The organism is Bradyrhizobium ontarionense, assembly GCF_021088345.1.
Lineage (GTDB): Bacteria > Pseudomonadota > Alphaproteobacteria > Rhizobiales > Xanthobacteraceae > Bradyrhizobium > Bradyrhizobium ontarionense.
Genome location: NZ_CP088156.1, coordinates 619,551 through 633,426 on the forward strand (window position 1 = coordinate 619,551; position 13,876 = coordinate 633,426).

The following is a 13,876-nucleotide window of genomic DNA, read 5'->3' on the forward strand; positions in this document are numbered from 1 at the left end:
TCGCGCGCACATCCGCCTCCCTCGTCATCGCGCTAACCGGTGCGCGTCTCGCCATGTGGTCGAGACGTGTCCTGGGATTTCGCTTTGGCCGGGCGTTTCGTCGCGTCCGTCCAAGTTCACAGGCCTGCGCGATCCTATGAATTGGATCGTGTGACGGTGAGCGTCGGGCCGCACGATCGCGAAGCGTGGAGAGGTGCGATGGCGCATGCCGATGACATCATCGATCTGATCGGAGACATCTACGACGCCGCGCTCGATCCGTCGCTGTGGCCGGATGTCGTCGGCCGCGCCGGACGTTTCGTCGGCGGTCAGGTGGCGTCGATCTTTTCCAAGAGCCCGATCGCAGCCGGTGGCGACGTCCTTTGCCAGTCCGGCATCGATCCGCATTTTTGCCGGCTCTATTTCGAGAAATACGTGAAGCTCGATCCGGCGACGACCGGGCAGTATTTCGCCGAGGTCGGACAGCCGATCGCGGTCTCCGACCTGATGCCGCAGGATGAGCTGCGCGAGACCCGCTTCTACCAGGAATGGGCCGCACCGCAGGGCATGGTCGATTTCATTTCGACCGTGATCGACAAGTCCGCGACCTCGGCCGCACTGTTCGGTGTGTTCCGCTACGAGTCCGACGGCCTCGCCGACGACGCGGCGCGCATGCGCATGCAACTGATCGCGCCGCACATCCGCCGAGCCGTGCTGATCGGCCGTCTGATTGATCTGAGGTCGGCGGAGGCGGCGGCCTTCGCCGAGGCGTTGGAGCGGATGGCATGCGGCATCGGTCTCGTCGACCGGCTTGGGCGGCTGGTCCACGCCAATGCGGCCGGCCGGCAGTTGCTCGAGGCGGGCGAGCCGCTGTTCACGCGTGACGGTCGCCTGGCGGCGCGCGATGGCCGAACGGATCAGGTGCTGCAGGACCTGATCGCTCGAAGCGGAGCCGGCGATGCGGCGGTGGACAACGGCGGGACCGCCATCTTGATGACGGCGCAGGACGGATCGCATCACGTCGCTCGCGTCCTGCCGCTGACATCGCGCGGACGCCGCGCGACGCGGCAGATGTCCGATCCGAGCGCTGCGATCTTCATGCGCCGCACCGTGCTCGACCCTGCGCAATCGCCCGAACTGATCGCCAAGGCCTATCGCCTGACACCCACGGAGTTGCGCGTGCTGCTCGGCATCGTCGAGGTCGGCGGCGTTCCCGAGGTCGCGGGTCTGCTTGGCGTTGCCGAGACCACGATCAAGACTCACTTGCGCCGCGTCTTCACCAAGACGGGGGCCGCACGGCAGGCCGATCTCGTCAGGATCGTCGCAGGCTTCGCCTCGCCGGTCGCCGGCTGAGCAGCTCGGATTGCCGACCTCGGTGACGCGTGTATAAGTCGGCGCCCGCGGCCGGCACCCGCCAGCGGCGATAACCCGATGGCCGTGATGTCCGATACCGAGCTGACGAATTCCGACGGCGTTTCGCCGCCGCAGGCGCCCCGCCGCGGCGCCGTCGCGTTCATCTTCGTCACCATCCTGCTCGACATGCTCGCGCTCGGGCTGATCATGCCGATCCTGCCCAAGCTGATCGAAAGCTTCGTCGGTAACGACACCGCGCAGGCGGCGCGCATCTTCGGCCTGTTCGGCACGGCCTGGGCGCTGATGCAGTTCGTGTTCTCGCCCGTGCTCGGCAGCCTGTCGGACCGTTTCGGCCGGCGGCCGGTCATCCTGCTGTCGAACTTCGGCCTGGCCGCGGACTACGTGCTGATGGCGCTGGCGCCGTCGCTCGCGTGGTTGTTCGTCGGGCGGCTGATCTCCGGCGTCACCTCGGCCAGCATCTCGACCGCGTTCGCCTACATCTCCGACCTGACGCCACCGGACCGGCGCGCGGCGATCTTCGGGCGTATCGGCGCAGCGTTCGGCGCGGGCTTCGTGCTGGGCCCCGCCACCGGCGGCCTGCTCGGCGACATCGACCCGCGGCTGCCGTTCTGGGCGGCGGCCGGGCTCAGCTTCGCCAATGCGCTGTACGGACTGCTGGTGCTGCCGGAGTCGCTGCCGTCAGAGCGGCGCAGTCCGTTCCGATGGCGAGCCGCAAGCCCGCTCGGTGCGCTGCAATTGCTGCGCTCGGATCGGATCCTCGGCGGACTGTCGGTCGTCAACTTCATCACCCAGCTTGCCCATGTCGTGCTGCCCTCGACCTTCGTGCTCTACGCGACCTATCGCTACGGCTGGGACACGCGAACGGTCGGCCTCACGCTGGCGATGGTCGGAATCTGCGCCATGGTGGTGCAGGGCGGGGCGGTGGGACTGATCGTCCGCGTGCTCGGCGAGCGCGGCGCGCTGATGCTCGGTCTGTGCGCGGGGACGATGGGCTTCCTGATCTTGGGCCTGGCGCCGACCGGGCCCTCGAGCTGGCTCGGCATCCCTGCGCTGGCGCTGTGGGGTGTCTCCGGCGCGGCGATCCAGGCGCTGATGACGCGGCTGGTGCCGCCGGACAGACAGGGGCAATTGCAGGGCGCGACGTCGAGCGTGCAGAGCGTGGCCCAGCTCGCAGGTCCCTTCCTGTTCACGCTGACCTTTGCCTATTTCATCGGAGCCGCCGCGCCGGTGCATCTGCCCGGCGCGCCATTCCTGCTGGCGTCGGCGTTGTTGATCGTCGCGCTCGGGGTCGCAATCCGCACGCTTCGCGCCGGCGTCTTGAAACCCTCATCCTGACGAGCATCGCGCAAGCGATGTGTCGCGCAGGACGAGGGCCACACGAGGGTCTAAGCGATTACTTCTTCACCAGCGGACAGTCGCTGGCTTCCAGCGGCTTGGCGGCATCCTCCGGCGCGATGGTCGCGATCAGCTTGTAGTAGTCCCACGGATATTTGGACTCTTCGGGCTTCTTGACCTCGAACAGATAGGCCGGGATCAGGCGGCGGCCGTCGGCGCGCAGCGGGCCCTTGCCGAACAGCGGATCGTCGGTCGGGATCTCCTTCATCTTGGCCACGACCTTGGCGCCGTCATGCGGATTGCCGCCGAGCGCTTCCAGCGCCTTCAGGTAATGCAGCGTGCCGGCGTAGTTGCCGGCCACCGTCATCGACGGCATCGTGCCCTTGGGCGACAGCTTCATGAAGCGGTTGGACCAGGCGCGGGTCTGCTCGTTGAGGTCCCAGTAGAACGACTCCGTGAAGGTCAGGCCCTGCGCGACCTTGAGGCCGAGCGCGTGCACGTCGTTGACGAACAAGAGCAGCGCGGCGAGCTTCTGGCCGCCTTGGACGATGCCGAACTCCGAGGCCTGCTTGATCGAGTTGGTGGTGTCGCCGCCGGCATTGGCGAGGCCGATGACCTTCGCCTTCGACGACTGCGCCTGCAGCAGGAAGGAGGAGAAGTCGGCGGTGTTGATCGGATGCTTGACCGAGCCGAGCACCTTGCCGCCGCTGTTGGTCACGACCGCGGAGGTGTCGCGCTCCAGCGCATGGCCGAACGCGTAGTCGGCGGTCAGGAAGAACCAGGTGTCGCCGCCGGCCTTGGTCAGCGCCTTGCCGGTGCCGTTGGCGAGCATGTAGGTGTCGTAGGTGAAGGAGATGGTGTTGGCGTTGCAGGCCTTGCCGGTGAGGTCGGCGGTCGCGGCGCCGGAGTTCAGCAGGATCGCGTTCTTCTCCTTGACGAGATTGGACACCGCCAGCGCCACGCCGGAGTTCGGCGTGTCCATGATCACGTCGACCTTCTGGTTGTCGAGCCACTGCCGGCCGATGCTGACGCCGACGTCGGGTTTGTTCTGGTGGTCGCCGCTGATCACCTCGATGGTCCAGCCCTTGGCCTTCATTCCCGAGTCTTCGACCGCCATGTTGATGGCCGCGACCGAGTTGGGGCCGCCGATGTCGGCGTACAGGCTGGACATGTCGTTGAGCACGCCGATCTTGACGACCTTGTCGTCGGCGAAGGCGGAGCCGGCAAAGCTGAGAGCGGTGGCAGCGAGCAACGCGGCAATACGCCGCGCATGAGACGTCGTCATCAAAATCCTCCCTGATCGTGTCACGGCGGGGCTTCTTGGGCGCCCTTTGCCGACAGTCACCCTGGATAGCCGGTCTTGTGAGTTGCGGCAATGCGCCAAAAGGGGGGAGGCTCGCCCAAGGTTTGTGCGTCTCACTCAGCGTTAACGCAGGGCGTCCGAGGTCAGCCTGAATTTCTGGATACGCTTTCCGGTGTCGACCTCGGCGGTATAAACGTTGCCCTGCTTGTCGACGGCCATCGCATGCACCCAGTGGAATTGGCCCGCATTGCGGCCATTGTGGCCAAAGCTTCCGGCCACGCTGCCATCATCCCGCCTGATGATGCGGATCTCGTTGTTCTCGCCGTCGGCGGACAACAGATAGGTCTGCTTCGGATCGGGCCAGATCGCGACGTCCCACACCGCGCCGTTGCCCAGCGTGTTCTTCTCGAAGAACCACTCCTTCACGAACGTCCCATCCTTCCTGAACACCTGGATGCGGTCGTTGATGCGGTCGCAGACATAGACGAGGCCGTCGTCGGCGATCTTCACGCAGTGGACGGGATTGCCGAACTGCTGGGCGACGGGCGCCGCGGGATCGTAGGGCGCCTGCTTGCTATCATCGGGGACATGGCCATAGGCGCCCCAATGGCGCTTGTAGGCCAGCGTCGTCGCATCGAACACGATGACGCGGCGGTTGCCATAGCCGTCGGCGACGTAGATCTCGTTCGCGTCCTTGTCGATTGCGGTCTCCGCGGGCTTGCCGAGCTGGGTCGTGTCGTTCGAGCCCTTGCTCGGCGCGATCGCTCCGATCTGCGCGACGAACTTGCCGTCGAGCGTGAATTTCAGGATCGCATTGTCGTTGTCGGCATTGCCGCCGATCCAGACGAAGCCGCGCTCGTCGACCTCGATGCCATGCTCGCGGCCGACCCATTCATAGCCCGGGCCGGGTCCGCCCCAGGCGCGCAGCAGATTGCCGTCGGCGTCGAATTCCAGCACTGGCGGCGCCGGGATGCAGCATTTCGAACGGGGCGGGTTGAGCGCCGCGCCCTTCTCGTCTTCGGTCAGCGAGCGCGGCCGGTGAATGACCCAGATGTGGCCCTGGCTGTCCACGGTGATGCCGCCGACCTGGCCGAGGATCCAGTTGTTGGGAAGCTGCTTCGGCCACGATGGCTCGACGGCGAAGGTCGGGACCTCGGCGGCGCTGATGGTCCGAGAGAGCAGGACGCTGCCTGCGGCAATGACGAACAGCAGAATGATACGGGCAAGACCAATCGCGTGTCCGCGCGGCGCTCGCGTCATGGCATCCTCCCCGATGTGTGCTGCGGTCATCCGCTTATGAGCGCAGTCAATCGCGGGCAGGGCGGGGTGTCAATCGCGCCGACGGCCGGGTGTCGAGGCCTCCATTATGCGCGATGAGGAACTGGCGGACCGGGCTGCGCCAACCCGCGTCACTCACCGACGCGGTTCATTTCTCTTCTTGAGCAGACCGAGGGGGCCGCAAGTCCTGCGCTTCTTCTCGGCCGCTGGAGGCGTCTGTACCGCGGTCGGCCGCAGGAAGCGCGTCAGCATGATCCGCAGATGTTCGGTGCTCTGCTTGATGTCGACGGTCGGATTGCGGATCGGCAGCGCGCGTGCGCCGTCGACGATGGCCAACAGCACGTTTGCGGTCGCTTCGGGATCGAGGCCGGGATCGACGTTTCCCCGGCGCTGCGCCTCGGTGAGGAAGCCCACCAGCAACGTCCGCATCGCGCGCGCATGCTCGTGGACGATGCGGGCGAAAGCCGGATTGCGGCAGGCTTCCGCCAGGGCCTCGGCGCTGAGGACCTGAGCCTCGGGCCGATGGATGCTGGTGTTCTCGATCTCCGTCAGCAACGCCTCGATCACGTCGGGCGACGCCAGGATCGCTTCGAAGCGTGAGGCGGCACGGGCCAGGCTGTCCTGTACCAGGGCCTCGACGATGGTCTCCTTGCTGGGAAAGTAATGGTAGAGATGTCCCGGGCTGATCCCCGCCTCGACGCAGATATCGGTCGTGCTGGCGCCGTGGAAGCCGTCCCTGACGAAGCAGCGCAACGCGGCGTGAAGGATCTCTCCGCGCTTCTGCCCGTGCCTGACCGGGTCGACCTTCCTCATCGTGCCATGTCCCATTTCCCCATCGTGCCGCTTCAAGTCCCGGCGCCTCAGTCCTGCCCGGGTTCGGAGCGCGACAACAACCCCTTGTAATATAAAATAATATTTCCGCCCAATTGATCCAGAGAATTTGATCTAGTGTCATTGGACAGACGCGTCGGTGTATCGTAAGTTAGAGTGAGTTATCTATCAATGAGCGCCCCTGGCATGACGCGTATGGCCTCGATGAAGCGGACTGCCCTCGTGTCCCTTGTCCTGGCCAATGCGGGGTGCGCGAGCGCGCCGCTGGAGCGGGCCGGCTCACTGAAAAGCTACGACCGTCTCGCCGATGCCAACGGCCTGGTGACGCGCGCGCAGATCAAGGTGAACAAGAAGGAGCTGCTCGAGGCCAAGACGATCCGGATCGAGCCCACCGCCTTTCCACCGCGCCCGGACGTCGCGCTCGATGAGGGCGAGCGGAAGCTCGTGGCCAACGCCATCAGCCGCGAGATGTGTCTGAGGTTGAGTGAACGTTTCCAGATCGTCTCATCGGCCGAGGAAGCGGACCTGACAGTCAAGGCCACCGTCACCCATGCAACGCCGACCAATGCGACGGCATCGGCAGCCTCGCAGGCTGCCTCGATTGCCAAGAGCGTCGCGCTGCCGGGCGTTCCCGTGCCGGTGCCGCGGCTCCCGGTCGGGCTGGGCACCTTGTCCGTCGAGGCCGAGGCGCGCGATTTCGCTGGCTTCCAGAAGGCGGCGATGGTGTGGGCGCGCGGCGCCAACTCGGTGTCGACGGCCCGCATGGCCAATGACGGCGACGCCTATGACCTCGCCGCCGAGTTCGGCGCCGATTTCGCCAGGCTGGTGTCGACCGGCGAGTCGCCGTTTGGTGGGCTGCCGTCGCTGCCGTCCGTCGCCAGCGTTCCCGCCAAGCTTGGCGGCGCCCCCAAATATGCCGCATGCGAGCAGTATGGACGCTTTCCCGGCTTGAAGGGCTTCGTCGGCGCAGGCCTCGGGCTGCCGCCGGGCTGGACCGACAAGGGCGCTGACGAGGCGAAACCCACCCCGCCGCAGTCGTCGCCGGAGGTCGCAAGCGTGGAGCAGCAACACTCGCGATGACGCCTGCCGCCTCCTTCCGCGCCATCGTATCGCGCTTCGCCGTGGTGCTCGCCGCGTCGCTGCAGCTGGCGGCGTGCGCCGCGGTCATGCCGCGCAATGCGCCGCCCGAGATGGCGGCTGTCAGCGCCGAGCCGGTCGGCTTCCGCAACGTTCGCTACTGGGGCGATGAGCCGGAGCCGCGCTTTGCCGAGGCCTCGGTGCAGCGTGCATCGGCCGAGATCCCCGTGTCGCGTCCGCTCAATTTCCTGGCGATCTCCGGCGGCGCCGAGAACGGCGCGTTCGGCGCCGGGCTGCTGGTCGGCTGGGGCGAGGCCGGCAACCGGCCCGCGTTCGACATGGTGACGGGCGTGAGCTCGGGCGCGCTGATCGCGCCCTTCGTCTTCCTGGGGCGCCAGCATGATGACCGGCTGCAGGAGGTGTTCACCGCCTATGAGCGCAAGGACATCTTCACCGTCAACATTCCCGGCCTGCTGCAGGGCTCGGCGCTCGCCGACAACACGCCGCTGTCGCGGTTGATCGAGAAATATGTCGACGCTGCGTTTCTCCGCGACGTCGCGCGCGAGAGCAGCAAGGGCAGGGTGCTCTTGATCGGCACCACCAATCTCGATGCGCAGCGGCCGGTGCTGTGGGACATGGGCCGCATCGCGGCAGTCGATACGCCGGAGGCGATCGATCTGTTCCGCAAGGTGCTGCTGGCCTCGGCGACTGTGCCCGGCGCTTTCGCGCCGGTTCGCATCAAGGTACGGATCGGCGACAAGGACTATGACGAGCTGCATGTCGATGGCGGCGTGACCCGGCAGGTGTTCATCGGTCCGTCGGTGCTGCGCCTGGTGTCCGGCCGCGGCCCGCGGCGAAGCGTGAGCGGCGCGCATCTCTACGTGATCCGCAACGCCCGCATCGATCCGCAATGGGACAGCGTCGGCGCCGACGTGCTCTCGGTGACGCAGCGCTCGCTGTCCACCCTGATCAAGAATCAGGGCATCGGCGACATCTATCGCATCTACTCTGTGGCAAGGTTCAACGGCATCGATTTCAACCTCGCCAGCGTGCCCTCCGACTTCCAGGCCAAGTCCGACGGGCCGTTCGACCGCAACTACATGACCGCGCTGTTCGATCGCGGCCAGGCGATGGGCCGGCGTGGCTATCCCTGGGTGAAGAACCTGCCGGGCCTGCAGTCCAACGAGCACGGCATCACGGCGCAGCTGCCTACGCGCACCATGGCGGCGGCGTCGCGATGACGGCATCCAGGACCAGCCATGGCTGCGTTGGAATGAGCGCAGCCCGCGCCGCCACGCGCGCTGCACTGCTCGCGATCGCGTTGCTGATGCCCTTGCTGCTCGGCGGCTGCGCGACGTCGGTCACGCCGCCGGCTGACGCCACGCAATTCCACAACACCTACAACTATCTTCCGGTGAACGATGTGCCTGCCGACGACACGCGGCCGGCGCTGTCGGCGGAGGAGCAGGAGAAGCTCCGCAAGGAGCTGTCGGCGGTGCGCGACCGCCAGACGCCGGGTGCTGCCAAACCTGCGGCTGCTGCCAAGCCTGCTGCTGCGAAGCCTGCCGCCAAATAGGCGCGAGCGGCGCTCCGGCATGCGTCGTTGGAATGCGAGATCGTCGCTCCAATCGTCATTGCGAGCGCAGCGAAGCCATCCAGAATCGTTTTACGGCCCGAGCCTGGATTGCTTCGCGGCGCTCGCAATGACGGACGAGAGATGGAGCGCCTCTCTCGACCGTCATTCGTAAGGATGCATTCCGGGCAGCGGCGGACGGCGCGAAAGCACTACGCCGGCGGCTGAAAGCTCTTCAGGGTGCGGCTCTTGTAGTCGTAGAGCTTGCCGGTCTCGGTCCAGGCGGGCGTGCACAGCGGCACGATGAACTCGGCGGCCTGCTCGGGCGTGTCGAGCGTGGCAGGGTCTTCGCCCGGAAACACGGTGGCGCGCATGCGGGTGCGGATCGGGCCGGGGCTGAACAGGTTGACGCGCAAGGGCGTGCGCTCGGTCTCATGGGCCCAGACCCGCGCCAGCGTTTCCAGCGCCGCCTTGGTCGCGGCATAGGGGCCGAGATAGGCCGAGGCCTTGGCCGCCGCACCCGAGGTCACGAAGACAGCGCGCCCGGCATCCGAGGCCTTCAGCAGCGGCTCCATGCAGCGGATCAACTGGAAATTAGCGGTGAGGTTGACCGCGACGGCGTCGTTCCACGGCTTGAGGTCGATATGGCCGAGCGGCGACGACGGGCCGGGCACGCCGGCATTGCCGATGAGGATGTCGAGCTTGCCGTGGCGCTCGTGCAGCGCGGCGCCGAGCCGGGCGATGCCGTCGGTGTCGGTCATGCTGAGCGGCACCAGCGTGGCGCCATTGCCGGTCTCTTTGCGGATCTCGTCGTCGAGCTCCTCGAGCCCGCCTTGCGTGCGCGCCACCGCGACGACATGCGCACCGGCGCGGGCGAGCGCGCGCGCGGTCGCATAGCCGATGCCGCGCGAGGCGCCGGTGACGAGGGCAATACGGTTGGCGAGGGGAAGGGTCATCATGCAGCGTCCATCGTCGTCCCGGCGAAAGCCGGGTCCCATACTCCGCGGCGTTTATGATGGAGTTGGCTGGTCGTGGCTAGCCTCACTCGACGAACGACAGCCGGCGTTCGGACGACGGCCAACCACCCGCCGTCATTCCGGGGCGAGGCCACAGGCCTCGAACCCGGAATCCAGAGCTGAGAGGTGCAAGACAACTTCGAGATTCCGGGTTCGAGGCCTTCGGCAGATCGCTTTGCGATCTTGCCGTGCAGCCTCGCCCCGGAATGACGGCGCGGGGTTGAATGCCGCCAAGTGGCGTGAGCCTCAACTCGCCTCGGCCAGCAGCGACAGCTGGTGCTGGATCGGCTCGACCATCGCCTGGTCGGTGAGGTGGGTCGGATAGCTGCCGGTGAAGCAGTGGTCGGAGAATTTCGGTGCCGCCGGGTCGCGGCCCGCCTCGCCCATGGCGCGGTACATGCCGTCGATCGACAGGAAGGCCAGCGAATCCGCGCCGATCAGCTCGCGCATCTCCTCGAGCGAATGCGTCGCCGCCAGCAGGCCGCCGCGGTCCGGCAGGTCGATGCCGTAATAGTCAGGGTAGAGGATCGGCGGCGAGGCGAGACGGAAATGGACCTCGGTGGCGCCGGCCTCGCGCATCATGCGCACGATCTTCTTCGAGGTCGTGCCGCGCACCAGCGAATCGTCGATCAGGATGATGCGCTTGCCTTCGATCGCGGCGCGGTTGGCGGAGTGCTTCATGCGCACGCCGGATTCGCGGATCGCCTGGGTCGGCTGGATGAAGGTGCGGCCGACATAGTGGTTGCGGATGATGCCGAGCTCGAACGGCACGCCCGAGTGCTGGCTGTAGCCGAGCGCCGCAGGCACCCCGGAATCCGGCACCGGCACGATGACGTCGACATCGACGTGATTTTCGCGCGCGAGCTGCGCGCCGAACGCCTTGCGCACCTGGTAGACCGAGCGGCCGCCGACCACGGAATCAGGGCGGGCGAAGTAGATGTACTCGAACACGCAGGGACGCGCCGGCTTGGGCGGGAACGGCTTGTGGCTGTGCAAGCCCTGTTCGTCGAAGATCACGACTTCGCCCGGTTCGATGTCGCGGATATAGCGCGCGCCGATCATGTCGAGCGCGCAGGTCTCCGAGGCCAGGATCGGGCAGCCTTCGAGCTCGCCATAGACCAGCGGACGGATGCCGAGGGGATCGCGGGCGCCGATCAGCTTCTTGTTGGTCAGACACACCAGCGAGTAGGCGCCTTCGAGCGCGCGCAGCGCCTCGATGAAGCGGTCGATGAAGTTGCTGCGGCGGGAATGGGCGACCAGATGCAGAATCACCTCGGTGTCGCTGGTCGACTGCATGATGGCGCCGGCCCGCACCAGCTCGCGGCGCAAGGTGAGACCGTTGGTGAGGTTGCCGTTGTGGCCGACCGCGAAGCCGCCGGCATTCAGCTCGGCGAACAGCGGCTGCACGTTGCGCAGGATCGTCGCACCGGTCGTCGCGTAGCGCACGTGGCCGACGGCGGCGTTGCCGGGCAGGCGCTCGATCACCTCGCGGCGGGAGAACGTATCTCCGACCAGGCCGAGCCGGCGTTCGCTGTGGAAGCGCGCGCCGTCATAGGAGACGATGCCCGCCGCTTCCTGGCCGCGATGCTGGAGCGCATGCAGGCCGAGCGCGGTGATCGCGGCGGCATCGCTATGCCCGTAAATGCCAAACACGCCGCACTCTTCGCGCAGCGTGTCTCCATCAAGGTCGGGGTCTCTGAGATAGGCTTGAGGTCCGAAGTCCAGATCCGCTTGGATATCCATTTGGGCTCCGCCGGAAGAATCGTGGTGCTGGTCCATCGCGCCTCTCTTCTGGGCTTGGCTCACTTGGCCGCGGGTTTCTCGATCAGCTTCTTCAAGCTGTCGCGGGCAGGCTTGCTGTACCCATCGCCGCCCGCTGCGGGCGACTCGGTGTCAGTCTGGTCGTCGTCCGGCTTGTTCTTCTTGAATTTCTTTAAAATGGTGTTCTCGGGATCATCAGGCAAGAGCGACATCAGCCAATCCCCGGTTCCCTGCAGGACCACGCGGGACTTTGCCCCGGTGACCCAGTCCGGACGCTGCTTGTCCGGCACCAGCCAGCTGAAGAACAGGAAGGCCACGACCACGATCAGGAGGCCGCGGCCCAGTCCGAACAGGAATCCGAGGGTGCGGTCGAGCGCGCCGATCCGCGAATCGAGGATCATGTCGGAGATTCGGACCGTGATTACCGAGACGATGAGCAGGGTGCCCACGAAAGTACCGGCGACCACGACCACGCTCGCGACCGTGTCGTTGTTGAAATAGGTCTTGGCGGTCGGCAGCAGCTTGGAGAATGAATAAAGCGTTACCAGGGCCGCCGCGCCCCAGGCCGCAATCGACAGCACCTCGCGCATGAAGCCGCGGACCATCGCGAGCAGCCCAGATACCAGCATGACGCCGAGCAGGATGAGATCGAGGATCGTTATCGGCATCGGCTGGTCGGGTCCGCTTCGCTGGTCCAAGGTTCTCGTCGAATCGACGGAGAACACCGATCCTCCAGGTGGAGGAAACAGAGGTTCCCCGGCAAGTCCGGATGCGGCACGATCCCGTGCGCGGGCCCGGTTGCGGCGTTGTATAGCGGCGAGTCACGCGAACGTCACGGTCCGCCTAGCCGTCCTGGCGGCGGAATCTCGCTGGTGTGGCATTTTTTTCGGCATGGCTGGGGCTGCGCCGGCCCTGGTCGCTGACATCGCCGTCGTCTCGGCCGCTGTTGTGGCGCGCGCGCGGCGTGCCACGGGCGGCGATGTCGGCCACCAGCGACGTCAACCCGCCGACGGTATTGAGGCTCAATCCGGCATCTCCGCCGGCCTCGCCGCGGGCCCGTTCCGGCAGCACCACGCGGGCGAAGCCGAGCTTGGCGGCCTCTTTCAGCCGCGCCGAGGTCTGCGCCACCGGCCGGACCGCGCCCGACAGCGAAATCTCGCCGAAATAGACCGCATCTGGCGGCAGCGGCGCGTTCACCAGCGACGACACCAGCGCCGCCGCAGCGGCGAGATCAGCGGCCGGCTCGTTGATGCGCAGGCCGCCGGCAACGTTGAGATAGACATCATGGCCCGACAGCTTGACGCCGCAATGCGCCTCCAGCACCGCCAGCACCATCGACAGCCGGCTCGGATCCCAGCCGACCACGGCGCGGCGCGGCGTGCCCAATGAGGTCGGCGCCACCAGCGCTTGCATCTCGACCAGCACGGGACGGGTGCCCTCGATGCCGGCAAACACCGCCGTGCCGGGACTGCCGAGATCGCGCTCGGACAGGAACAGCTCCGACGGGTTGGTGACCTCGCGTAAACCCAATCCCGTCATTTCGAACACGCCGATCTCGTCGGTCGGGCCAAAACGGTTCTTCACGGCGCGCAGGATGCGGAACTGCTGCGAGCCTTCGCCCTCGAACGACAGGACCGCATCGACCATGTGCTCGACCACGCGCGGGCCGGCGATCTGGCCGTCCTTGGTGACGTGGCCGACCAGGATGATGGCGGCGCCGGATTTCTTGGCAAACCTGATCAGCTTCTGCGCCGAGGCCCGCACCTGCGTGACCGTGCCGGGCGCCGATTCGACCGTGTCGGTCCACATCGTCTGGATCGAATCGATCACGATCAGCCGCGGGACAGCACCTTCCGAGAGCGTCGAGATGATGTCCTCGACCGAGGTCTCGGCCGCGAGCTGCACCGGCGCATCCGCAAGCCCGAGCCGCTCGGCGCGCAGCCGCACCTGGGCCACTGCTTCCTCGCCGGAAATATAGACCGCGCGATGGCCGGCGCGCGCCATGATGGAGGTCGCCTGGGTCAGCAATGTCGATTTGCCGATGCCGGGATCGCCGCCGACCAGCAGCACCGAGCCGCGGACGAAGCCGCCGCCGGTGACCCGATCGAGCTCGGTCATCCCGGACGACAGGCGTGGCGCCTCGATGCTCTTGCCGCTCAGCGATTCCAGCTGGAAGGTGCGGCCCTTGCGCTTGGAGCGCAGCGACACCGGGGCCGAGGTCGCACCCGTGGTGTCCTCCTCGGCCAGCGTGTTCCATTCGCCGCAGGACTCGCACTTGCCCTGCCAGCGGCCGTAGGCAGCGCCGCAGTTCTGGCAGACGAAGGAGAGCGTGGTCTTGGCCATGGAAGG

Annotated in this window: 12 protein-coding genes; 5 read left to right on the forward strand and 7 right to left on the reverse strand. The window is 66.7% G+C overall.

The annotated features are described in order from the left end of the window. The first annotated feature begins 198 nt into the window (after nt 1-198). Together LQG66_RS02590 and LQG66_RS02595 are read left to right on the forward strand one after the other, a co-directional pair. Nucleotides 199-1,332 carry a helix-turn-helix transcriptional regulator gene (locus LQG66_RS02590; protein WP_231323099.1) on the forward strand — a complete coding sequence of 378 codons (1,134 nt, stop codon included), beginning with the start codon at nt 199-201 and terminating at the stop codon, nt 1,330-1,332. 87 nt (nt 1,333-1,419) lie between these two features. Then, nucleotides 1,420-2,688 carry a TCR/Tet family MFS transporter gene (locus LQG66_RS02595; protein WP_231327667.1) on the forward strand — a complete coding sequence of 423 codons (1,269 nt, stop codon included), beginning with the start codon at nt 1,420-1,422 and terminating at the stop codon, nt 2,686-2,688. A 58-nt stretch (nt 2,689-2,746) separates the two neighbouring features. Here the strand turns inward: LQG66_RS02595 and LQG66_RS02600 are convergent, their stop codons facing one another. The 3 genes from LQG66_RS02600 to LQG66_RS02610 form a co-directional block, all read right to left on the reverse strand. Then, on the reverse strand, nt 2,747-3,973 hold the full coding sequence (locus LQG66_RS02600; RefSeq protein ID WP_231323101.1) for an ABC transporter substrate-binding protein: 1,227 nt from the start codon (nt 3,971-3,973) through the stop codon (nt 2,747-2,749). Between the two features lie 141 nt (nt 3,974-4,114). Further along, the gene (locus tag LQG66_RS02605) at nt 4,115-5,251 is read right to left on the reverse strand and encodes an NHL repeat-containing protein (RefSeq protein WP_231323103.1); all 1,137 of its coding nucleotides are present in this window, start codon (nt 5,249-5,251) and stop codon (nt 4,115-4,117) included. Between the two features lie 153 nt (nt 5,252-5,404). After that, the gene (locus LQG66_RS02610) at nt 5,405-6,082 is read right to left on the reverse strand and encodes a TetR/AcrR family transcriptional regulator (RefSeq protein ID WP_231323105.1); all 678 of its coding nucleotides are present in this window, start codon (nt 6,080-6,082) and stop codon (nt 5,405-5,407) included. 189 nt (nt 6,083-6,271) lie between these two features. Between LQG66_RS02610 and LQG66_RS02615 the strand changes: the two genes are divergently transcribed. Genes LQG66_RS02615 through LQG66_RS02625 form a run of 3 tightly spaced genes read left to right on the forward strand, consistent with a single transcriptional unit; the run spans nt 6,272 to nt 8,753 of the window. Next, complete coding sequence (locus LQG66_RS02615) at nt 6,272-7,180, forward strand: DUF3313 domain-containing protein (RefSeq protein WP_231323107.1); 909 nt, start codon at nt 6,272-6,274, stop codon at nt 7,178-7,180. Further along, complete coding sequence (locus LQG66_RS02620; protein WP_231323109.1) at nt 7,177-8,418, forward strand: patatin-like phospholipase family protein; 1,242 nt, start codon at nt 7,177-7,179, stop codon at nt 8,416-8,418. Before LQG66_RS02615 ends, LQG66_RS02620 begins: the two co-directional genes overlap by 4 nt. Before the next feature lie 32 nt (nt 8,419-8,450). Then, entirely contained in the window at nt 8,451-8,753 is a 303-nt protein-coding gene (locus LQG66_RS02625) for a hypothetical protein (protein ID WP_231323111.1), read from the forward strand. Nucleotides 8,754-8,962: 209 nt separating this feature from the next. Here LQG66_RS02625 and LQG66_RS02630 read toward each other — a convergent pair whose 3' ends face one another. From LQG66_RS02630 to radA, 4 genes are all read right to left on the reverse strand, one after another. Further along, entirely contained in the window at nt 8,963-9,706 is a 744-nt protein-coding gene (locus LQG66_RS02630) for an SDR family NAD(P)-dependent oxidoreductase (protein ID WP_231327668.1), read from the reverse strand. 306 nt (nt 9,707-10,012) lie between these two features. Further along, a complete protein-coding gene (purF, locus tag LQG66_RS02635; RefSeq protein WP_231323113.1) occupies nt 10,013-11,509 on the reverse strand; it encodes an amidophosphoribosyltransferase in 1,497 nt (498 codons plus the stop codon). 59 nt (nt 11,510-11,568) lie between these two features. Beyond that, on the reverse strand, nt 11,569-12,195 hold the full coding sequence (locus LQG66_RS02640) for a CvpA family protein (RefSeq protein WP_231323115.1): 627 nt from the start codon (nt 12,193-12,195) through the stop codon (nt 11,569-11,571). A gap of 175 nt (nt 12,196-12,370) precedes the next feature. Beyond that, complete coding sequence (gene radA / locus LQG66_RS02645) at nt 12,371-13,870, reverse strand: DNA repair protein RadA (RefSeq protein ID WP_231323117.1); 1,500 nt, start codon at nt 13,868-13,870, stop codon at nt 12,371-12,373. Nucleotides 13,871-13,876: the final 6 nt, after the last annotated feature.